24 protein-coding genes are annotated in these 17,595 nt (G+C 30.2%); 11 read left to right on the forward strand and 13 right to left on the reverse strand.

Going from position 1 to position 17,595, the window contains the following annotated elements; all coding sequences use genetic code 11:
• The 6 genes from AC5YGA_RS03995 to AC5YGA_RS04020 form a co-directional block, all read right to left on the reverse strand.
• A complete protein-coding gene (locus tag AC5YGA_RS03995) occupies positions 1-606 on the reverse strand; it encodes a LysE/ArgO family amino acid transporter (RefSeq protein ID WP_415307847.1) in 606 nt (201 codons plus the stop codon).
• 9 nt (positions 607-615) lie between these two features.
• Positions 616-2,121 (reverse strand): ABC transporter permease, encoded by a 1,506-nt coding sequence (locus AC5YGA_RS04000; protein ID WP_415307848.1) that lies wholly within the window; start codon positions 2,119-2,121, stop codon positions 616-618.
• On the reverse strand, positions 2,111-3,163 hold the full coding sequence (locus AC5YGA_RS04005; protein ID WP_415307849.1) for a quaternary amine ABC transporter ATP-binding protein: 1,053 nt from the start codon (positions 3,161-3,163) through the stop codon (positions 2,111-2,113). The genes AC5YGA_RS04000 and AC5YGA_RS04005 overlap by 11 nt, the downstream gene beginning before the upstream one ends.
• An 84-nt stretch (positions 3,164-3,247) precedes the next feature.
• Entirely contained in the window at positions 3,248-4,210 is a 963-nt protein-coding gene (locus tag AC5YGA_RS04010) for an ABC transporter substrate-binding protein (RefSeq protein ID WP_415307850.1), read from the reverse strand.
• 99 nt (positions 4,211-4,309) lie between these two features.
• A complete protein-coding gene (locus tag AC5YGA_RS04015; protein ID WP_415307851.1) occupies positions 4,310-5,791 on the reverse strand; it encodes an aldehyde dehydrogenase in 1,482 nt (493 codons plus the stop codon).
• Positions 5,791-6,201, reverse strand: coding sequence for a VOC family protein (locus AC5YGA_RS04020; protein ID WP_415307852.1), 411 nt, complete (start codon positions 6,199-6,201; stop codon positions 5,791-5,793). Before AC5YGA_RS04020 ends, AC5YGA_RS04015 begins: the two co-directional genes overlap by 1 nt.
• Before the next feature lie 77 nt (positions 6,202-6,278).
• Between AC5YGA_RS04020 and epsC the strand changes: the two genes are divergently transcribed.
• Both epsC and AC5YGA_RS04030 read left to right on the forward strand, forming a co-directional pair.
• Positions 6,279-6,857, forward strand: coding sequence for a serine O-acetyltransferase EpsC (epsC, locus tag AC5YGA_RS04025; protein WP_415307853.1), 579 nt, complete (start codon positions 6,279-6,281; stop codon positions 6,855-6,857).
• Complete coding sequence (locus tag AC5YGA_RS04030; protein ID WP_415307854.1) at positions 6,857-7,858, forward strand: cysteine synthase A; 1,002 nt, start codon at positions 6,857-6,859, stop codon at positions 7,856-7,858. The genes epsC and AC5YGA_RS04030 overlap by 1 nt, the downstream gene beginning before the upstream one ends.
• Here the strand turns inward: AC5YGA_RS04030 and AC5YGA_RS04035 are convergent.
• Positions 7,855-8,271: a hypothetical protein gene (locus tag AC5YGA_RS04035; RefSeq protein ID WP_415307855.1), complete on the reverse strand. Its 417-nt coding sequence runs from the start codon at positions 8,269-8,271 to the stop codon at positions 7,855-7,857. The genes AC5YGA_RS04030 and AC5YGA_RS04035 overlap by 4 nt on opposite strands.
• A 193-nt stretch (positions 8,272-8,464) precedes the next feature.
• Between AC5YGA_RS04035 and AC5YGA_RS04040 the strand changes: the two genes are divergently transcribed.
• From AC5YGA_RS04040 to AC5YGA_RS04080, 9 genes are all read left to right on the forward strand, one after another.
• A complete protein-coding gene (locus AC5YGA_RS04040; RefSeq protein ID WP_496169969.1) occupies positions 8,465-8,776 on the forward strand; it encodes a hypothetical protein in 312 nt (103 codons plus the stop codon).
• Between the two features lie 27 nt (positions 8,777-8,803).
• Positions 8,804-9,187, forward strand: a complete 384-nt coding sequence (locus tag AC5YGA_RS04045) for a nuclear transport factor 2 family protein (protein WP_415307857.1) — start codon at positions 8,804-8,806, stop codon at positions 9,185-9,187.
• An 18-nt stretch (positions 9,188-9,205) separates the two neighbouring features.
• A complete protein-coding gene (locus tag AC5YGA_RS04050) occupies positions 9,206-9,502 on the forward strand; it encodes a hypothetical protein (RefSeq protein ID WP_415307858.1) in 297 nt (98 codons plus the stop codon).
• A 3-nt stretch (positions 9,503-9,505) separates the two neighbouring features.
• Positions 9,506-9,826, forward strand: a complete 321-nt coding sequence (locus AC5YGA_RS04055) for a DUF4440 domain-containing protein (RefSeq protein WP_415307859.1) — start codon at positions 9,506-9,508, stop codon at positions 9,824-9,826.
• Positions 9,827-9,925: 99 nt separating this feature from the next.
• Positions 9,926-10,132: a hypothetical protein gene (locus tag AC5YGA_RS04060; RefSeq protein WP_168606465.1), complete on the forward strand. Its 207-nt coding sequence runs from the start codon at positions 9,926-9,928 to the stop codon at positions 10,130-10,132.
• 45 nt (positions 10,133-10,177) lie between these two features.
• Positions 10,178-10,510 carry a DMT family transporter gene (locus AC5YGA_RS04065; protein WP_415307860.1) on the forward strand — a complete coding sequence of 111 codons (333 nt, stop codon included), beginning with the start codon at positions 10,178-10,180 and terminating at the stop codon, positions 10,508-10,510.
• A gap of 3 nt (positions 10,511-10,513) precedes the next feature.
• Positions 10,514-10,735 carry a DUF2798 domain-containing protein gene (locus AC5YGA_RS04070; RefSeq protein WP_415307861.1) on the forward strand — a complete coding sequence of 74 codons (222 nt, stop codon included), beginning with the start codon at positions 10,514-10,516 and terminating at the stop codon, positions 10,733-10,735.
• 14 nt (positions 10,736-10,749) lie between these two features.
• A complete protein-coding gene (locus AC5YGA_RS04075) occupies positions 10,750-10,977 on the forward strand; it encodes a DUF2798 domain-containing protein (RefSeq protein ID WP_415307862.1) in 228 nt (75 codons plus the stop codon).
• A gap of 2 nt (positions 10,978-10,979) precedes the next feature.
• Positions 10,980-11,315, forward strand: a complete 336-nt coding sequence (locus tag AC5YGA_RS04080; protein WP_271525515.1) for a DMT family transporter — start codon at positions 10,980-10,982, stop codon at positions 11,313-11,315.
• Positions 11,316-11,658: 343 nt separating this feature from the next.
• Here AC5YGA_RS04080 and AC5YGA_RS04085 read toward each other — a convergent pair whose 3' ends face one another.
• From AC5YGA_RS04085 to ppc, 6 genes are all read right to left on the reverse strand, one after another.
• Positions 11,659-12,003, reverse strand: a complete 345-nt coding sequence (locus tag AC5YGA_RS04085) for a DUF952 domain-containing protein (RefSeq protein WP_415307863.1) — start codon at positions 12,001-12,003, stop codon at positions 11,659-11,661.
• Positions 12,004-12,222: 219 nt separating this feature from the next.
• Positions 12,223-12,783, reverse strand: coding sequence for a DUF924 family protein (locus AC5YGA_RS04090; RefSeq protein WP_415307864.1), 561 nt, complete (start codon positions 12,781-12,783; stop codon positions 12,223-12,225).
• Positions 12,784-13,590 carry an inositol monophosphatase family protein gene (locus tag AC5YGA_RS04095; protein ID WP_415307865.1) on the reverse strand — a complete coding sequence of 269 codons (807 nt, stop codon included), beginning with the start codon at positions 13,588-13,590 and terminating at the stop codon, positions 12,784-12,786.
• On the reverse strand, positions 13,587-14,171 hold the full coding sequence (locus AC5YGA_RS04100) for an FMN-dependent NADH-azoreductase (protein ID WP_415307866.1): 585 nt from the start codon (positions 14,169-14,171) through the stop codon (positions 13,587-13,589). Before AC5YGA_RS04100 ends, AC5YGA_RS04095 begins: the two co-directional genes overlap by 4 nt.
• A 23-nt stretch (positions 14,172-14,194) precedes the next feature.
• Positions 14,195-14,902 (reverse strand): cytochrome c biogenesis CcdA family protein, encoded by a 708-nt coding sequence (locus tag AC5YGA_RS04105; RefSeq protein ID WP_415307867.1) that lies wholly within the window; start codon positions 14,900-14,902, stop codon positions 14,195-14,197.
• Between the two features lies 1 nt (position 14,903).
• Entirely contained in the window at positions 14,904-17,594 is a 2,691-nt protein-coding gene (gene ppc / locus AC5YGA_RS04110) for a phosphoenolpyruvate carboxylase (RefSeq protein ID WP_415307868.1), read from the reverse strand.
• Between the last annotated feature and the right edge of the window lies 1 nt (position 17,595).

Consider the following 17,595-nt stretch of genomic DNA (forward strand, 5'->3'; position numbering starts at 1 on the left):
TTAAATAATTTCCATTAGTACTGTTAAAGCCAACATAGACATGAAAAGAATTATCAAATAATTGATTCTTTTCCATACTTTTGCACTCTTAAGATATTTAGAAAAATACTTTGAAAGATATCCTAGTATATAAAAAAATAGTAATGAAGCAATAGCTGCTCCTGCACCAAAGTAATACTTATCAACTTGACTAAGGTTTTTGGAAAAATTTCCTAGGAAAAATACAGTGTCTGAATAAACGTGAGGATTTAGAAAAGTAAAACCTAAAGTTTTAAGTAAAATACTAGGTAAATTATTAGTTTTATTGTCTATATTAAATGAAGCATCTGAAACCTTAGTTCTAATTTTTCCCCAGATAAAATGTAATAAAAATATTAAGAGTAAAATATTAAAAATTAACTCAACTGTTGGGGTAAAATAATTATCTAAATATTGAAATAAAAAAATTCCTAAAAAAATTAATATTAAATCAGATATTGAACAAATTAGACAAACAAGAAATATATATTGTTTTTTTAATCCTTGCTCTATGACAAATATATTTTGAGCACCTATTGCTAGAATTAAACTTAATCCAGTTAAAAAACCTAATATTAAATAATCCATTAAGTTTTATTAAACTCTTTTTTTACCCTGAACAACCCTATCAAGTATCAATGCAACAAATAAAATAGCTATACCTGCAAGTATACCTTGACCAACATTAGCATATTGTAATGCTTCAAGAACATCTTGGCCTAAACCTTTTGCACCTATTAAAGATGCTACAACTACCATAGCTAAACTTAACATTACTGTTTGATTCACACCTGCTAAAATTGATGGTGTGGCTAGTGGTAGATCTACTTTTCTTAATAAATACCATTTAGTTGCACCGTATGCGATAGCTGCTTCTCGAATTGTTTCTGGTACTCCACGTAACCCTAAGACTGTAAGCCTTACAACTGGTGTGCCACCAAAAATCATTGTAATGATTACTGCCGCAACCTTTCCGGTTCCAAAAAATGCTATTACTGGAATCATAAATACAAAAGCTGGCATTGTTTGCATGAAATCCATTATCGGTCTAATTAATGAATAAAATCTTTGTCGTCTTGCACAGAAAATTCCAAGCGGAATACCTATTGCTATACTTAAAATTGCAGCAGTTCCTAATAAGGCAAGTGTTGTCATTGCTTTAACCCAAAAACCTAAAAAACCCATATAACATAAAAATCCTGTTGAATAAATTGCAGCTCTTGGCCCTGCTGATAAGCCTGTTAAAGTGACAATTGCAGTTATAATTACAATCCAGGGAGTTTTAACAAACAATAATTCTAAGAAATCTAATACGGACCTAATACCAATTGTTATAGCAGTAAAAATTAAATCTCCTTTAACAACTGCATAATCAAAAATAATTTCTATCCATTTAATTGAGAATAGTCTTATCTCAGGATGGGTTGGAAATGTATCCATTACCTGAAGTAAGCCCGGGAAACTATAATGGATAACTGTAAAAATCATTATAATAGAGGTAAATATACTACTGTAAATATAATTTTTCATCTGCATCCCTGGATGAATAGATTTATCGGATAACCATTCAGAATATTTCTTTTCTAAAATTGAATTCGCCAAAACACCTTGAACAATCTTAACTGCTATCAATAAAATAAAACCAAAAATTGCAATCCATATTGCTGATGCTTCTACTCTCGTAATTTCATCTAGATAACCTTGCATAGCATCCTCTAAAGATTTTATATTTCTTTTAAACACATCAATTTTATCTGGATTATTTTCTATCGCTGCTTCTAATTGTTTATTCCTAAATGCTATAGTGCCTTTAACTTGCTCAACTTTAGCAATGGCATCTGACGTAATATTGCCAAATAAACCTCTGATTATTTGTACTACTGAAAAAGTTTCAATAATTAAAAAAGCTAAAGTCCAATTCCAAACATTGCGCATTCCAAACCAAATTGGCCCAAATATGAATGCAAATAAATTAAATGAAAATGAGTAAGTAGGTTTGCTACCAATTTTTTTAAACTCTTTAATATAATAGTCTGGATTACTTTTTACAAAGTCAGTAATCAGTTCATTTCTAGAAGGATTTCTGATTGCTTTATTCTCCATCACTACCCTCTACAACTGCCTTAAGCAAATCTGCCTGAGTTATTATACCAATGTTTTTATTTTGATTATTGATCACTAATATTGGTTCATCTTTAATGGAAGATTTTTCTATTAATTTATTTAATAAAATATTTTCATGAACACTTTCTAAATTTTTACCTATCAATCCAAATTCCTTCTCAAATTTTTCTACAGGCTGCATGATAGATTTAGCTTGAACAATCTTTAATCTTGATATTCCCTTAACAAAGTCAGCCACATAATCATCTGTTGGTTTCATGACTATTTCTTCTGGTGTTCCTATTTGGATAACCTTTCCATCTCTCATTATTGCAATTCTATGACCTACTCTTACTGCTTCATCTAAGTCATGAGTTATAAATACTGTTGTCTTTTTCATTTGTTTTGAAAGTTTGATAAATTCTGCTTGAAGCTGTCTTCTAATTAGTGGGTCTAGTGCACTAAATGGTTCATCCATTAATAAAACATCAGGATCCGCTGCTAAAGCTCTTGCCAATCCTACTCTTTGTTGCATTCCACCTGATAGTTCATGAGCAAATTTATTTCCCCACCCCTGAAGCTCTACGATATCTAAAATTTTATTAGCAGCATCCAATCTATCATTTTTACTGATACCTCTTATTTCAAGTGGCATTGCTATATTGTCTAATACTGATCTGTGAGGCATTAAAGCGAAGTTCTGAAAAACCATACCAATCTTTTTATTCCTTAGATCTTGCAAACTTTTTGTATCAAACTTCATTACATCTGCATTATTGATCAAAATTTGACCTGAAGTTGGTTCTAATAATCTATTGATATGTCTTACTAAAGTAGATTTACCACTTCCAGAAAGACCCATTACACAAAAAATCTCTCCTTTTTTAACGTTAAAAGAGACGTCAGATACACCAATTACTGAATTATATTTTTCTAAAGCTTCTTGTTTTGAAATATTTTCATTTTGAATGGCATTTAATGCTTCTTTGGAATTATTACCAAATATCTTCCAAACATTTTTTATTTCAATAGCTGAGTCCATTAGATCCGTTCGAAAATTTAATAATTTTTTTTAAGAGAAATACCCGGCAACAAATAAAGCTGCCGGGTAAAAATTTAACTTAACTTAAAGTCCTAACCAACCATCAACTTTAGATTTATTGTTTTTCATCCATGTTCTAGCAACATCAGCTGGTTGTTTTTTTTCAACTGAAATTTGGTAGGCCATTAATGAAACATCATCTGCTGATAATTGAAAATTCTTAAAGAAATCAACAATTGCTGGAGATTTTGCTTCTAAAGAAGTACCCCAACCAATCTGAATTTGCTTAAGAGCATCTTTTGATGCAACATAAGATTTTTTGTACCAGTCAGCATCTTCTTTAGGTTGAACCATTTTATATTTAGCTTTATCAAATTTAGGTTCTGTCAACATTACAACATCAGCCATTCCCCAAATCGCATGTGGCTTGTAACAATAAAATGCATAGCCTTCACCTTTTTTAATTGAGTCAAGTACTCTTGCATTTTTTACAGCTTCAGCAGCTCTAATAGGTTCAATACCCGCATCATATAAACCATAATCTCTAAGTTTAACTTGGTTTACATTTGCAGAAGCCCAACCATCAGCACCAATCCAAAACTCACCTTTACCATTTCCATCACTGTCCATTGCTTTAACAACTTCTGGTCTAGCCAAATCTTCAATTGCTGTAATATTCATTTTTTTAGCAAATTGTTGAGACACACAATATCCTTGGTTTCCCTCATAAGGTTTTGAACTTAACTTAAGAGTTCCTTTAGGAACTAGATCGTTAGTATAAGCCTGTTGATTAGGTAACCAGATATCAGGGTGAACTTCTATTTCACCTTTACTTCTATCAATTGCACCATAGATCGCAGTATTGTTTCCTGGAACTAATTCTGCTTCTCCACCCATCTTATCATTAACAACTGCTGCTAATAAATTTGCAATAGCTGTTGCACCTGTCCAACCTGGATCTCCTATTTTAACTTTCTCAGCAAATGTTGAAAAAGTAGCAAATAAAGAAATTAAACCAGCTACAATTGTAGTTTTTATTATTTTCATTATATCCCTCTCGATTAATTTAAAAAATCAAGCATAACTTAAAACTTTTGAGCAAGTCAAAGAAAATTAGTTATTTATTATGATTGGTATAATTGAATTTTAAGAGTGACTTATCCAGATAGTCTTAGTTTGAAGGTATTGATCTAACGCTTCTGTACCTTGATCTCTACTTAATGAGCCAGACTGTCTGTATCCACCAAAAGGTGTTTTAATATCACCCTCAGAAAAAGTATTAACTGAAACAGTTCCACATGGAAGGCTTTTAGCCATATGAAAAGCTCTATCAATATCTTGAGTAAAAACACTTGCGTGCAATCCATACTTGGAATTACTTGCAATTTTTAAAGCCTCTTCATCACTATTAATTGTAAGAACTCCTAGAACTGGTCCAAAAATTTCTTCTTGAGCGATTGTCATATTTTCTTTTAAATCATCAAAAAGAGTTGGTTTTGCAAAAAAACCTTTTTGATCACCGCTCGAAACACCACCAAACAATAGTTTAGCTCCTTCATCAATTCCTTTTTGAATATAACCATCAACTGTTGCTAAATGTTTTTTAGAAATCATTGATCCCATATTACTTTCTGGATCTAATGGATCTCCAGCTTTAAGAGCTTTTACTTTTTTTGAAACTTTTTCTAAAAATTCATCTTTAACTTTGCTATGAATTATTTGTCTCATATTTGCTGAACAATTTTGTCCACCATTCCAAAAAGCAGAATTAATAGCATTATCAATTAAATCATCTGTAATCTTTGCATCTTCTAAAACTATGAACGGACTTTTACCACCCATCTCTAAACCAATTGTTTTTAAATTACTTTCGCCAGAGTATTTCATGAACAGTCCACCAACTTCTGTTGAACCAGTAAATGAAACCGCATCAACATCATTGTGTCGACCAAGTGCTTCGCCCACATCTCCGAAGCCAGGTACTATATTTAAAACTCCATCTGGAATTCCTGCTTCTTTTGCAATTTGAGCAACTCTAATTGCAGTTAAAGGAGTATCTTCTGCTGGCTTAATTATAACTGAACAACCTGCAGCTAATGCTGGTGCCATTTTCCATACAGCCATCATTAAAGGGAAGTTCCATGGAACAACACCTGCAACAACACCAATTGGTTCTTTAACAATTAAACTAGTTAACGAAGGTTCCGTTGGTCCAACTTTACCAAATACTTTATCTATTAATTCTCCATACCACTGAAAATGCATTGGAGCATCATTTGCAACCTCATTAATACAATCTCCAATTAACTTTCCTGTATCGATACATTCAAGAACTGAATTTTCCTCTCCAGTTTGTCTTAATAATTCTGCAAATTTAAGCAAAACATCTTTTCTAAATTCTGGAGATGTTCTAGACCAAACGCCACTATTAAAAGCTTTTCTTGAAACTTTTACTGCAAGGTCTACATCTTTATGGTTACATTTTGCAACAGAGCAAAGAGTTTCACCAGTTGCAGGATTTATATTTTCAAACTTTTGACCATCAATAGCATCAACATATTTACCATCAATAAAAGCTCTGCCTTCAAACTTAATCTTGCTTGCTATAGATTTATAGTCAGAAGCCATTAATCTGCATTTTCAGTTAATGTTTTAATCTCTAAAATGTTTTCGTTAGGGTCTTTTACAAAGAAAGTTTCTTGCTCGTATTTAGTGCCTTTAAATCTTAAATAAGGTTCATCATAATATTTAGCACCATTATCTTTTAATCTTTGTTTAAGAGCATTAAAATCTTTTCTAGATAAATGAACACCGAAATGTGGGACAGAAACATTACCCATATCGACATCATGTCTTTCACTGTCCATCTTATGCTCACTTGCATGAAGAGTTAATTCATTTCCCCAAAAATCAACATCAGCCCACTCTTGTGCAGAATTATCTAATCTACAGCCTAACGTCTCGCTATAAAATTTTTTTGCTACTTCTAGATCTCCACATGGTACTGCTAAATGAAAGCAATTAGTGTTTTTGTACATAAGTTTCTCCTCTTTAAAATCGTTATATAGTGACTATATAGTTCAATATAAATTTTTAATCAATAAAAGCTAACTTCATGAATAACTTTTTACAATCTATAATTGATAGAGATCCTGCGGCAAAATCTAAGTTAAGTTTAATTTTAACTTATCCTGGTGTTAAAGCAGTTTTTTTCCATAAAATTGCTAATTTTTTTCACCTTGCTAAGTTTTATCTTGTTGCAAGAATAATTTCACAACTATCAAGATTTTTAACTGGAATTGAAATTCATCCTGGTGCTAAGATTGGAAGAAATTTATTTATTGATCATGGTATGGGTGTTGTAATAGGTGAAACATCTGAAATTGGAAATAATGTAACTATCTACCATATGGCAACATTGGGTGGGATTGCTCCAAGTATTAATTCAAATAATCAAAGACAAGTTAAAAGACATCCAACATTAGATGATTGTGTCGTAGTTGGTTCTGGTGCTCAAATATTAGGACCTGTAATGATTGGTGCAAATGCTAAAATTGGTGCTAATGCAGTTGTTACAAAAGATGTTCCTAAAAATGCAGTAATGATTGGAATACCTGCTAAAAATGTTGGAACAGCTACTGAAGAATTTAAACCTTATGCCGTAGAAGAGGTAGATAAAGATATTTCAAAATAATGAAAAATATTCAAAACAATTTTATTTCTGGAATTGGTAACACTCCTTTAATCAAACTTAGAGCTGCATCGGAGATTACAGGATGTAATATTTATGGTAAAGCTGAATTCATGAACCCAGGTGGCTCTGTAAAAGATAGAGCTGCACTTGCTTTAATTAAAGATGCTGAGAGTAAAAAACTAATTTCTAAAGGTGGAACAATAGTTGAAGGGACAGCTGGTAATACTGGTATCGGCTTATGTCTACTTGGTAATTCGCTTGGTTATAAAACAATCATAGTAATGAATGATAACCAAACTCAAGAAAAGAAAGATTTACTTAGAAATATTGGTGCTGATCTAAGATTAGTTCCAGCTAAACCTTATAAAGATGATGCAAACTTTGTAAAAGTTGCAGCAAAACTTGCTGATGAGTTAAGACCATCAAATAATAATGGAGTTGTTTGGGCTAACCAATTTGACAACGTTGCTAATGCTAAGGGCCATTATGAAACAACAGGTAAAGAAATCTGGGAACAAACCGAAGGTAACGTTGATGGCTTTGTATGTTCATCTGGAACTGGTGGAACAATTTCTGGAGTAAGTAACGCTCTTAAAGAAAAGAATAAGGATATTAAAATATTTTTATCCGATCCTAAAGGCTCTGCTCTTTATAATTATATAAAAAATGGTGAATTAAAATCTGAAAGTGGATCAATTACTGAAGGTATTGGCTCAAGCAGAATAACAAAGAATTTTGAAAATGCTAAAATAGATGACGCCTACTCTATTGATGACCATGAGGCACTTCCTATACTTTATGATTTAATTGAAAATGAAGGTTTAAGCCTTGGTACTAGCTGTGGAATTAATATTGCTGGTGCGATTAGAATGGGTAAAGAACTGGGTCCTGGAAAAACTATCGTTACAATTCTTTGTGATAAAAGTGAAAAGTACGCTACTAAAATGTTTAATAAAAAATTTCTTGAAGAAAAAGGTTTGCCTTTTCCTAGCTGGCTTTAATAAATATAAATTTTATCAGCTAATCCATAACAAAGAGCTGCACTAATGATTGTAAAAATTAAAGGAGCGATTACAGCTTCATTTGATGGTGATTTTACACCAGTCTTATCAATCTTAATCGAATAAGTATTGACAATAAAAATACACAAATTTTGAACAAAAACTAAATTGAAAAATGCCCAAGTATCCTCAACACCATTGGGTCTTACAAACATGATATATACTGCCATCAGGAAAGTACCTAAAAATATAGCACCAATCATTCTCATGGTTGCTGTAGCAGTTTCATTTATTTGAAATTTATTTCTAAATTTTTGGTTTCCAATAATCATTTGATAAGCGTAAAAACCTAAGCCTAAAAAATGAATTGAGAATAAAATTAAGTAAAAAATACCATTAAATTTTTCAATCATAAGTTTAATCTTTAATTAAATTTATAATACAGGATTTTTATTAAATAATTATAGGCTTTATGCGCACAGTAAATTTATACAAGAAATAGTTGTATAAAGTTTTTTGCATACCTGGTGACAATAAATACCATTTTAAAATAAATTAAAATTTATTAATTTAGAATAATAATAACTAACAAGTGAGATTAATATAATGCAAGCAATATATACCAGAACAATGAGAATAACGGATGATGGTTTAGGTAAAGCTATGGAGATTTGCCAAGGTTTAGCTAAGGCAAGAAAAAAATATTTTCCTAAACACCAAATCTATTTTTCTTTTCAAGTAGGTGGTGATCCAAGAACAATACGAGAAACTCTAATTGGCACAATGTTTGAAGGAGAAAATGAAGCTGATGCAAAAATGTCAGCAGATAAAAAATATCAAAGTCTTCAAAAACAATTAAAGAAAGTTGCAGTTGAAGGAACTATTGAAGACGAAATCAGAGTCATCTTTAGTGAATAAACTTAAAAATCAAAAAGGAGATAAAAAATGAATGCAAAAGACACAGTAAGTAAAGGTTACGATTGTTTTAGCAAAGGAGACATGGAAACATTTTTTAATGAAGTTATTCATGATGATTGCGTGTGGACTCATCCTGGTGTACCAGGCAAACATCCATTATCAGGAGTGCATAATGGTAAACAAGCTATGATAGAAGGGTTTTCAAAAATCCCAACAATGTGGGAAAACTTTCAAGTAACACCTATTGATATGATTAGTGAAGGCAACAAAGTATTTGTAAGATGTAGTGGAAAAGCAACTGGTATGGATACAATTTTTGGACATTATTTTGAAGTCACAGATGATGGCAAGATATCTGCTATGACAACTTACGATGATACTTTAACTGCTTTCAACTCAATGAAAAAATAAACAAAAAGGAGATAAAAAATGGAAAAAGAAATGTTAGTAGTGGCTAAGTTTAAAGAAGGAGAAGGTAAATTTGAAAAATTTATGGGATTTATGCAATCTCCAGAAGGATTAGCTGAAAGATCAAAAGTTGCTGTAGTAGAAAAAACTATGGCGTCAGTAACACCTGATAAAAGTGCAGTGATGTTTAAAATATTTTGTACTGATGAAGCTGCTTTAATTAAATTTATTGAAGGTACTGAAGTATCTAAACCTATCATGGATGAGGTTCTAAGTAGTTATATGATCTACGATTTAACTAAAGTTAAAGAAAGATAATATATGTCAATATTAGCAAAAATGGATGCTGCTATGACAGCTAAAGATGAAGCTGCTATGAATGAAATTTTTCATGATGATTATAAATTTACAATGCATGCATCAGGAAAAGTTATGAGAAAAGCAGATGTAATTAAATGGGCAATGAGTGGAGATATCAATAAAGATAAAATTAGAGTTCTTTTTGAGAATGATGAAATTGGTGTTGAGCACTCATTTGTAACCTTTAATGACAGTAACACAGAGGCAGTAATGGCTGTCTACAAATATCAAGATGGAAAAGTTGTTTCACTTGAAACAGGTGCTACAAAAATACCTAAATAACTGGTTGGGTCGTTTTGCACATGTAAAGTGACAATGTTGGTTATATCAAAAACTTATTATTTTCCTATTGTTTGGTTAATTAATCAAACAAAGGAAAATATGAAAAAAATAGTAATAACATTATTCTTGGTACTTTTCACAAGTTCAGTTTATGCAGGTTCTTGCCCTATGATGGCAAAAAGTATAGATGATAAAATTGCAGAAGCACAAATGCTAAGAGATCAAGGTATGGCAGCTCATGATGCTGGTGATCATGCAAAATCAGAAGAGCTATTAGGTAAAGCTATGGAGCTTTTTAAAAGTTAATAAATAATTATATAAATTTAGCGGGATTTCATTTAATGTTATTAGATGAGTCTCGCTACTTCATATGGATTTCTAATCCTAGCAGTTGTTCTAGGAGTAACTTCAAATAGTTTTGCAAAAAGTGCAGAAGGTTTTACCCTTCTCTTTCCAAGTATTATTACTGGAATTACAATCGTTTTATGTATGTATGCGTTATCTATGGTGATGAAAAATATCCCAATGGGAATAACTTATGCATCATTTGCTGGATTAACAATTATTTCAACTGTAATTGTTGGAATAATTAGATTTAATCAAATGCCAAATCTTTATTCAATAATTGGTTTGGGTTTGATTATAATAGGTGTATTGATGGTTAACTTACTTGGAAATAATTAAATCGTGATTTCAAAAAAATATTCTAATTTTCTATTCATTTTTTTTATGGGTCTTGGTATGAGTTTGTTGATGACTTTAATCATTACATTTGTGAATACTGGTTATGATGAATTTTATATCAAAAGATTTCTTAAAGCGTGGACTATAAGTTTACCAGTAGCAATGATTACAACGACTATAGTGGCTCCTATAGTGCAAAAATTTTTAGATAAAATTACTGAATAATAATATCACTAATTATGATTAACAAAAAATATTCTCAACCTCTTTTTATGATCTTTATGTCTTTTGGCATGAGTTTGATTATTGGTGTAGTTGTAACGCTAGTTCACACTGGTTTTGGTGAAGGTTTCTTTAATAGATTATTAGATGCTTTTATTTATTCATTTCCAGTAGCTGTAATTGCAGCATTTACTATGGCTCCAATTATGAGACCTCTAGTTAATAAAATCGCTTCAAAGGATTAATCTTGAAACCTTTATTTGGATATTTGTTTTTAGCTGTTGGTATTTTTGCTGGAATAGCTGCTAATAGTTTTGCAAAAATATCTGAAGGTTTCACAAAGACTTTGCCAATAATTTACATGTATCTACTAATGATGGTTTGCTTGTTTTGTATTGCAAAAGCTATGCATGCACTTCCAGTAGGCTTCGCTTATTCTACTTACAGCGGATTAACAGTTGTGGGTGTTGTAGCATTTGCTATGATTAAATATAATCAAATTCCAAATCTATATGGAATTATTGGAATTTTATTAATTATAATTGGTGTGATTATGGTTAATTACTTAGGTAAGCTTACCTAAAAAGAATTTTAAATTTTAGTGGAAAAAAGTATTATAAAGAATGTTTCTTAAATTATCGAAACATTATTACTTTGCTAGGTTGCATGCAATTAATTTATTTCACATAAAGTAAAATAAATGTTTTGAATGTAATTTTTAGAAATGATATTGTCTAAATATCAATAAAGGAGGTTGATTATGAACTTATCACCACCTGACACATAACTGGTGTGATTAAATAATCAAAGACTTAGTACGACAAAAGAAAATAAAAATCTATTATTATAGATTTTAGCGTATACCGCTGACTTACAGGGGAACTCTTTTGGAGTTTACCGAAAGGGTGACCCCCTTAAAAGATCAGTTAAAAAACAGTTGGCATATCATGATTGCCTTCATCATCTAAGGTAATATCAAATTTATCTACTACATTAGAAATATCTAGCGACGAATATAAATGTGGAAACATATTTCCATCTGATGCTTGTTCCCAAACTAAATGATCTAACTTTAAAGTATCAACCTTTAATAAAACTAAATCTTTTTGATTTTGATAAAATTTTTTAAGAGTTCCCACAACTTGATCATCACTGGAAAAATGAATGTAACCATCTTCTAAATCTTTTTTAGAACCAGTTAATTGACCTTTAGTCTTTACTTCTTGCCACTCAGATTTAGTGCATATTTTATAAACAAACTTGAAATTCATTTAAAATTTATATTATTCAGTGGAGATATTGACAATAAGAAACTTCCCTCTTTCGAGGGAAGCTAATATTAACTATCTAATAGAGAGAGAAGATAATGTTAATTTTTAAATTCTATGCGCTCCTTATAGACAGCAAATTTCAATATTAAAATGACTTATTGTCACTACAGTAATGCAAATATTGAATATCTTAATTTATCTGTTCACTTAGTGAACGTTTTACCAGGATGAGTTTGGTTGACCTAGAAACTCTATTTCCTCAGGAGTAGATTTTCTATCTAATACTATGTTTCGATGAGGGTATCTGTGAAACTTCTTAATTGCTAGTGTGTGATCTTTCCAAAATTTTTTTATAGAAACTAAATCTGGATGATCTTTTAAGTATTTATCGAGTAAATAGTAGGCCATATCATGGTCTGTTATCTCTTCACTGTGAATGAGTGGCAGTAACATAAAAAATCGTTGGTCCTGATTCATGCCATCTAAAAATCCAGCATAAACAGAATCGTTAACTATTAATCTTGCTTTATGATCTTGGTTAAAAGCTTTTGGTTCATCTCTAAACATGTTTCTTGAAAATTGATCAAATAAAATAACTAGAGCTAAAGAACCAAGGGGGCTATCTTGCCAATCATCATACTCATTTGAGCCTGCTAACTCATAATCTTTTAAAAAATTATTTTTTATTAGCACATCAAAATCTTTATGTTTTTGAAATCTTTTTTTTGGTGGAGTTTCTTTAAACCAAAAATCTAATATTTTTTTAGCTCTTGTATGCATTTATTTTGAAACAGGCTTTAATAGTTTAAGCATTTTATTATGAATAGATTGATTAGCTGAAACTAAAATACTTCCAGCATTAACTGCGTCTCTATCGTCCCAAGTTGTAACCGTGCCTCCTGCAGCTTTTATAATTGGTATCAATGGGTGGATATCCCAAATTTTATTGGTTCCTTGAAAGACAACATCAATTTTTCCTTCACATAAATGAGAGTAACTTAACGCATCTGCAGTTGGAAATTGCATTAATCTTAAAACTTTTGGTATTGTCATTTGCTGTTTAAGAGAGATCGCTCCATGAAATGCTCCTGATACTTTTATCTGATTAAATGGTATATCTTTTGAAACAGAAATTTTTCTTTTTTTACCTTTTTCAAAAACAAAAGCACTTTTGTTATTAAAATTTAAATAATATTTATTTAATATTGGAAAATTTGCTAACCCTATAACTGGATTGCCTTTATAATTTAAAGCTATCAAGTTGCTCCATGTAGGATTGCCTATCACGAACGATCTTGTACCATCGATTGGATCTATGACCCATGTAAAATCACTTGTTGATTTTTTATGTCCAAATTCTTCACCTATAACTTGGTGATTTGGAAATTTTTTTTTAATTTTCAATCTAATGAATTTTTCAAAAGCTTTGTCTGATGTGGTAACAGGGTCATACTCTTTACCATCAAGTTTATTAGATATCTTAAAGGTTTTATTAAGTTTTGAGTAATAAAATTTATTTAGGTCTTTTGCTAGGATATTTAAAAAATTAGAATATAAATTGTATTCTTTTACACTTAATAAGTTCATTGGGTTATATTTTCAATTTGCTTTTCAGCTTCTTTAATTGATTTTTCATAATCTATGGCCATTTGATCAGCAGCAATAATATTTATTTTTTTTATTCCAAAAAAATTTAAAACATGAGTTAACCAGGGTGTTAAAAAATCATCTTTGCTATTAATCTTTGTTCCTCCAGATGTAATTATGAGATAAACTTGCTTGTCCTCAAGCAAGCCTACTCTGCTACCGTCTTCGTTATATTTAAAAGTTTCTTTAACTCTTGCGGCCAAATCAGCCCAAGCTTTTAATGTTGCTGGAGGTCCAAAATTATAAATTGGGACTGAGATTATTATTGTATCGCATTCTTTAAGCTCTAAAACTAGCTTATCTGACAGCTCAAACATTTTCTTATGTTGATCGGTTTGCTCACCTTCAGGAATTTTCATTCCTGACTCGGTTAGGTTTGATATAAAAATCATTTCATCGTTAAGATCTCTATAAACAACCTCATCTTCAGGTTTTTTAATTTTGTCTAATAATCTTTTAGCTAAAGCCCTTGAGGTAGAGCCTTCTTTTCTAGCACTAGTATCAATTTGATAAATTTTCATAAATATAGATAGTTATTAACCTATTACCCAAAATTTTGCAAAAATGGTAAAGAGTTTAATAAGTAATAACCTAGGACTTGAAGTTGGTTAGTTAAAATTAGTACTCCTGTTATTAAAAGTATTACACCCCCACTTTTTGATACAAAATTAATGTTCTTTTTAAAATTTTTAGAAAACATTAAAAATCTTTGCATTAAATAACCTGATAAAATGAAAGGTATTGCTAAACCAAGTGAATAAAAACTAAGTAAGATTATTGCTTTAAATATTGTTTCCTCTGTTGAAGCTAATGCAAGAATTGATCCTAGAATTGGGCCAATACAAGGAGTCCATCCAAAACCAAAAGCCATTCCAACTATAAAAGAAAACCAAACATTATTATTCTTTTTTGTGTAAATTTTTTTTTCGAAGTTTAAAAAACTAACATCTATAATTCCAATTAATTGAAGAGAAAATATAATTATAACTAGACCTGCAATTATTCTTAAAGTTTGTGAATTTTGTAAAAGTACTTGCCCTAAGTAAGAGGCTGCTGCACCAAACATAATAAAAACAAAAGAAAAACCTAAAGTAAATAATATTAGTGGGAATATGTTTATTTTTTTATTTTCAAGTAATTCATTTAAAGATGCTCCAGAAATAAAAGAAATATAACCTGGTATCAAAGGTAAAACACAAGGTGATAGAAAACTAATTAACCCCGCTCCAAATGCAACAAATATCTCTATCATATTATCCTGTATTCTTCATTGCTGCTGATATGCCAGCAATCGAAGTCATTAAAGAATCATTAAGATATTTTTTTTTCTCTTTATTAAGTTTCTTCATATAAAGTTTTTTCATAACTGTTGCTTGAATAATATGTAAAACCTCAGAATAAATATTTCTAATGATTACTGATGACCTAAATACTTTTCTTTGTTTTAAAATTTCAATAGGTGTTATTTTTTTATTCAATTTTTTTAAATCTTCAAATTGTGCTCTAAGTTTTTCTCCAACAACCTTAAGTTTTTTATCTGCCAATTTATCCTCGTATACTTTAGAAATTTCAGGGTCTACTTTTGTTATAACCATATCAAGCATATCCATTGTTGAATAAAAAAAGGGCCAATTTTTTTCCATATCTATGAGAGTATTCTTAAAATCTTTAGTTGAAGAGTGTTTTAGTGCCTCAGGAATACCGAGCCATGCAGGTAAAAACAATCTTATCTGTGTCCACGCAAATACCCATGGTATGGCTCTTAAACTTTTAATGTTATCTACATTTTTTCTTTTGGATGGCCTTGATCCAATTGACAGTTTTCCCAATGCTTTATGAGGTGTAACTGTTTTAAAGTATCTAATAAAGTCTAATTTATTATTTATATTTCTTCTATAAGATTGAGTAGATATTTCTGACATTCTTTCTATTAAATCTTTCCATTTATTTTTTGGTTCTGGTGGTGGTTTTAAACTTGCCTGTGCTACTGCACCTATATAACTACATAAATTATATTTTGCTAAAGGTTCATATCCATATTTTTGCTGGATAACTTCACCTTGATCAGTAATTCTTATTTTTCCATTAACTGATCCTGGAGGTTGAGATCTAAGGGTTGCTTGAATTGGGCCACCACCACGACCAGCTGATCCACCACGGCCATGAAAAAAAATAATATCAATTTTATTTTTTTTACTTAATCTTAAAATTTCTTCTTGGAGTTTATACTGATGCCAACTAGCAGATAATTTGCCCGCGTCTTTACTTGAATCTGAGTATCCAATCATAATCTCTTGATAATGATTTATGTATTTTTTATACCATGATAATTTAAATAATTGGGTCATTATTGAATTTGCATTTATTAAATCATCTAATGTTTCAAAAAGAGGTACTACCCTAAGTTTATTTCTTATTTTTGCTTCTTTTTGAAGGTAGACTACAGATAATATATCTGACGCAGCTGAAGTCATTGAAATTACATATGCTCCCAAGCATTCTTTTGGTTGTTCAGCAAGAATTTTAAAAGTAGACCACACTTCTTTATTTTCTTTATTCCTAAATTGATAATTATTTATTAAATTTTTTTTACTCTTAATTTGTTTTGATAAAAAATCTAATTTCTCATCTTCACTCCAATTTAAGTAATTAGATTTATATTTTTTTTTTACAATCTCAGAAATTAGCTTTGAATGTCTTGAAGATTCTTGTCTTATATCAAGTTTTGCTAGATTAATTCCAAAACATTTTGCACGTCTCATTAAGTCTAATAAATCACCACCAGCAATATTTTCACTTTGATTTTGTTCTAACGACTCTCTTACAATTCTTAATGGTGCTAAAATTTCTTCTTTGGTTGATAAAAGTTTTTTTTGATTTAATGGTTTTTTGTCAATTAAGTGTTCTTTTATTAAGATGTGAGTTTTTCTTATTTTATCTCTTAATGGTCTTAAAAACACTCTATAAGGATCAAAAACTTTACCTGTCTTCCTTAGTATCTTTTGGGAGCAATTTGACATAGATAATGATCTTAATAACTTTGTTAACTGCTTCTCATATAATTTTGCAGCCTCCCATCTTGACAACAGTATAACCTCTTTTGTAACTTCCGAAGTTACATTTGGATTTCCATCTCTATCACCACCCATCCAAGAACCAAATTCAATAGGATTAAAATTTTTAGGCAAACTCTTTCCCATATTTTTTAAAAAAATATCATTTAACCTTCTGTAAACTTTAGGAATAGTTTCCCAAAGACTGTCTTCTATAACTGCTAAACCCCATCTTGCTTCTTCAGAGGGTGTTGGTTTGGATCTTTTAAGCTCATCTGTATTCCATATTATTGTAATTTCATCATATAATTTTCTTTCTAAAATCTTTAATTTGGATGGATATTTTTTAAGTAAATCTCTTTCCTCTAAAATTTCAGTAATTTTATGGTATTTTTGTATTAATGTTCTTCTTTTAACTTCTGTTGGGTGTGCTGTTAAAACAACACCAATATTAAGATTTTTTGCAAGATTATAAATTTTATTATTTGGAATTTTTTTATTTTTAAAAAGTTCTTCAAAGATTTCTTCAATAAAGATATTTTTATTTTTAGAATCTTTTTGATTATTTTCATATTCATCAAGTTTTCTTGATGCATCAATTGACTCTGATAGGTTTATAAAATTCATAAAATGACTAAATGCTCTTGATAGTTTAAAAATATTAATTGGACTAAGGCCATTAATTTTTTTTATTATATTTTTAAAGGGGTCTTTGGTATTTTTATTTGATAAGTTTGCTTTAGATAATAATCTTGTGTCTTCTACTAATTTAAAAAAACCAGAGCCTTCTTGTTTTTTTATTACTTTTCCTAAAATATCACCTAAATATCTAACATCATCTCTTAAAGACTTTGTTGGAATTCTTTCATAATAGAGGTCTCTTTTTATCATA

The organism is Candidatus Pelagibacter sp. uisw_091 (assembly GCF_059512525.1).

Coding starts and splice junctions, on each gene's coding strand:
- AC5YGA_RS04010 (WP_415307850.1), bottom strand. CDS start 4,210: ATGAAAATAATAAAAACTACAATTGTAGCTGGTTTAATTTCTTTATTT.
- AC5YGA_RS04040 (WP_496169969.1), top strand. CDS start 8,465: ATGCAAGCAATATATACCAGAACAATGAGAATAACGGATGATGGTTTA.
- AC5YGA_RS04015 (WP_415307851.1), bottom strand. CDS start 5,791: ATGGCTTCTGACTATAAATCTATAGCAAGCAAGATTAAGTTTGAAGGC.
- AC5YGA_RS04020 (WP_415307852.1), bottom strand. CDS start 6,201: ATGTACAAAAACACTAATTGCTTTCATTTAGCAGTACCATGTGGAGAT.
- AC5YGA_RS04030 (WP_415307854.1), top strand. CDS start 6,857: ATGAAAAATATTCAAAACAATTTTATTTCTGGAATTGGTAACACTCCT.
- AC5YGA_RS04050 (WP_415307858.1), top strand. CDS start 9,206: ATGGAAAAAGAAATGTTAGTAGTGGCTAAGTTTAAAGAAGGAGAAGGT.
- AC5YGA_RS04075 (WP_415307862.1), top strand. CDS start 10,750: ATGATTAACAAAAAATATTCTCAACCTCTTTTTATGATCTTTATGTCT.
- AC5YGA_RS04035 (WP_415307855.1), bottom strand. CDS start 8,271: ATGATTGAAAAATTTAATGGTATTTTTTACTTAATTTTATTCTCAATT.
- AC5YGA_RS04105 (WP_415307867.1), bottom strand. CDS start 14,902: ATGATAGAGATATTTGTTGCATTTGGAGCGGGGTTAATTAGTTTTCTA.
- AC5YGA_RS04095 (WP_415307865.1), bottom strand. CDS start 13,590: ATGAACTTATTAAGTGTAAAAGAATACAATTTATATTCTAATTTTTTA.
- ppc (WP_415307868.1), bottom strand. CDS start 17,594: ATGATAAAAAGAGACCTCTATTATGAAAGAATTCCAACAAAGTCTTTA.
- epsC (WP_415307853.1), top strand. CDS start 6,279: ATGAATAACTTTTTACAATCTATAATTGATAGAGATCCTGCGGCAAAA.
- AC5YGA_RS04090 (WP_415307864.1), bottom strand. CDS start 12,783: ATGCATACAAGAGCTAAAAAAATATTAGATTTTTGGTTTAAAGAAACT.
- AC5YGA_RS04055 (WP_415307859.1), top strand. CDS start 9,506: ATGTCAATATTAGCAAAAATGGATGCTGCTATGACAGCTAAAGATGAA.
- AC5YGA_RS04065 (WP_415307860.1), top strand. CDS start 10,178: ATGAGTCTCGCTACTTCATATGGATTTCTAATCCTAGCAGTTGTTCTA.
- AC5YGA_RS04085 (WP_415307863.1), bottom strand. CDS start 12,003: ATGAATTTCAAGTTTGTTTATAAAATATGCACTAAATCTGAGTGGCAA.
- AC5YGA_RS04100 (WP_415307866.1), bottom strand. CDS start 14,171: ATGAAAATTTATCAAATTGATACTAGTGCTAGAAAAGAAGGCTCTACC.
- AC5YGA_RS04005 (WP_415307849.1), bottom strand. CDS start 3,163: ATGGACTCAGCTATTGAAATAAAAAATGTTTGGAAGATATTTGGTAAT.
- AC5YGA_RS04045 (WP_415307857.1), top strand. CDS start 8,804: ATGAATGCAAAAGACACAGTAAGTAAAGGTTACGATTGTTTTAGCAAA.
- AC5YGA_RS04000 (WP_415307848.1), bottom strand. CDS start 2,121: ATGGAGAATAAAGCAATCAGAAATCCTTCTAGAAATGAACTGATTACT.
- AC5YGA_RS03995 (WP_415307847.1), bottom strand. CDS start 606: ATGGATTATTTAATATTAGGTTTTTTAACTGGATTAAGTTTAATTCTA.
- AC5YGA_RS04060 (WP_168606465.1), top strand. CDS start 9,926: ATGAAAAAAATAGTAATAACATTATTCTTGGTACTTTTCACAAGTTCA.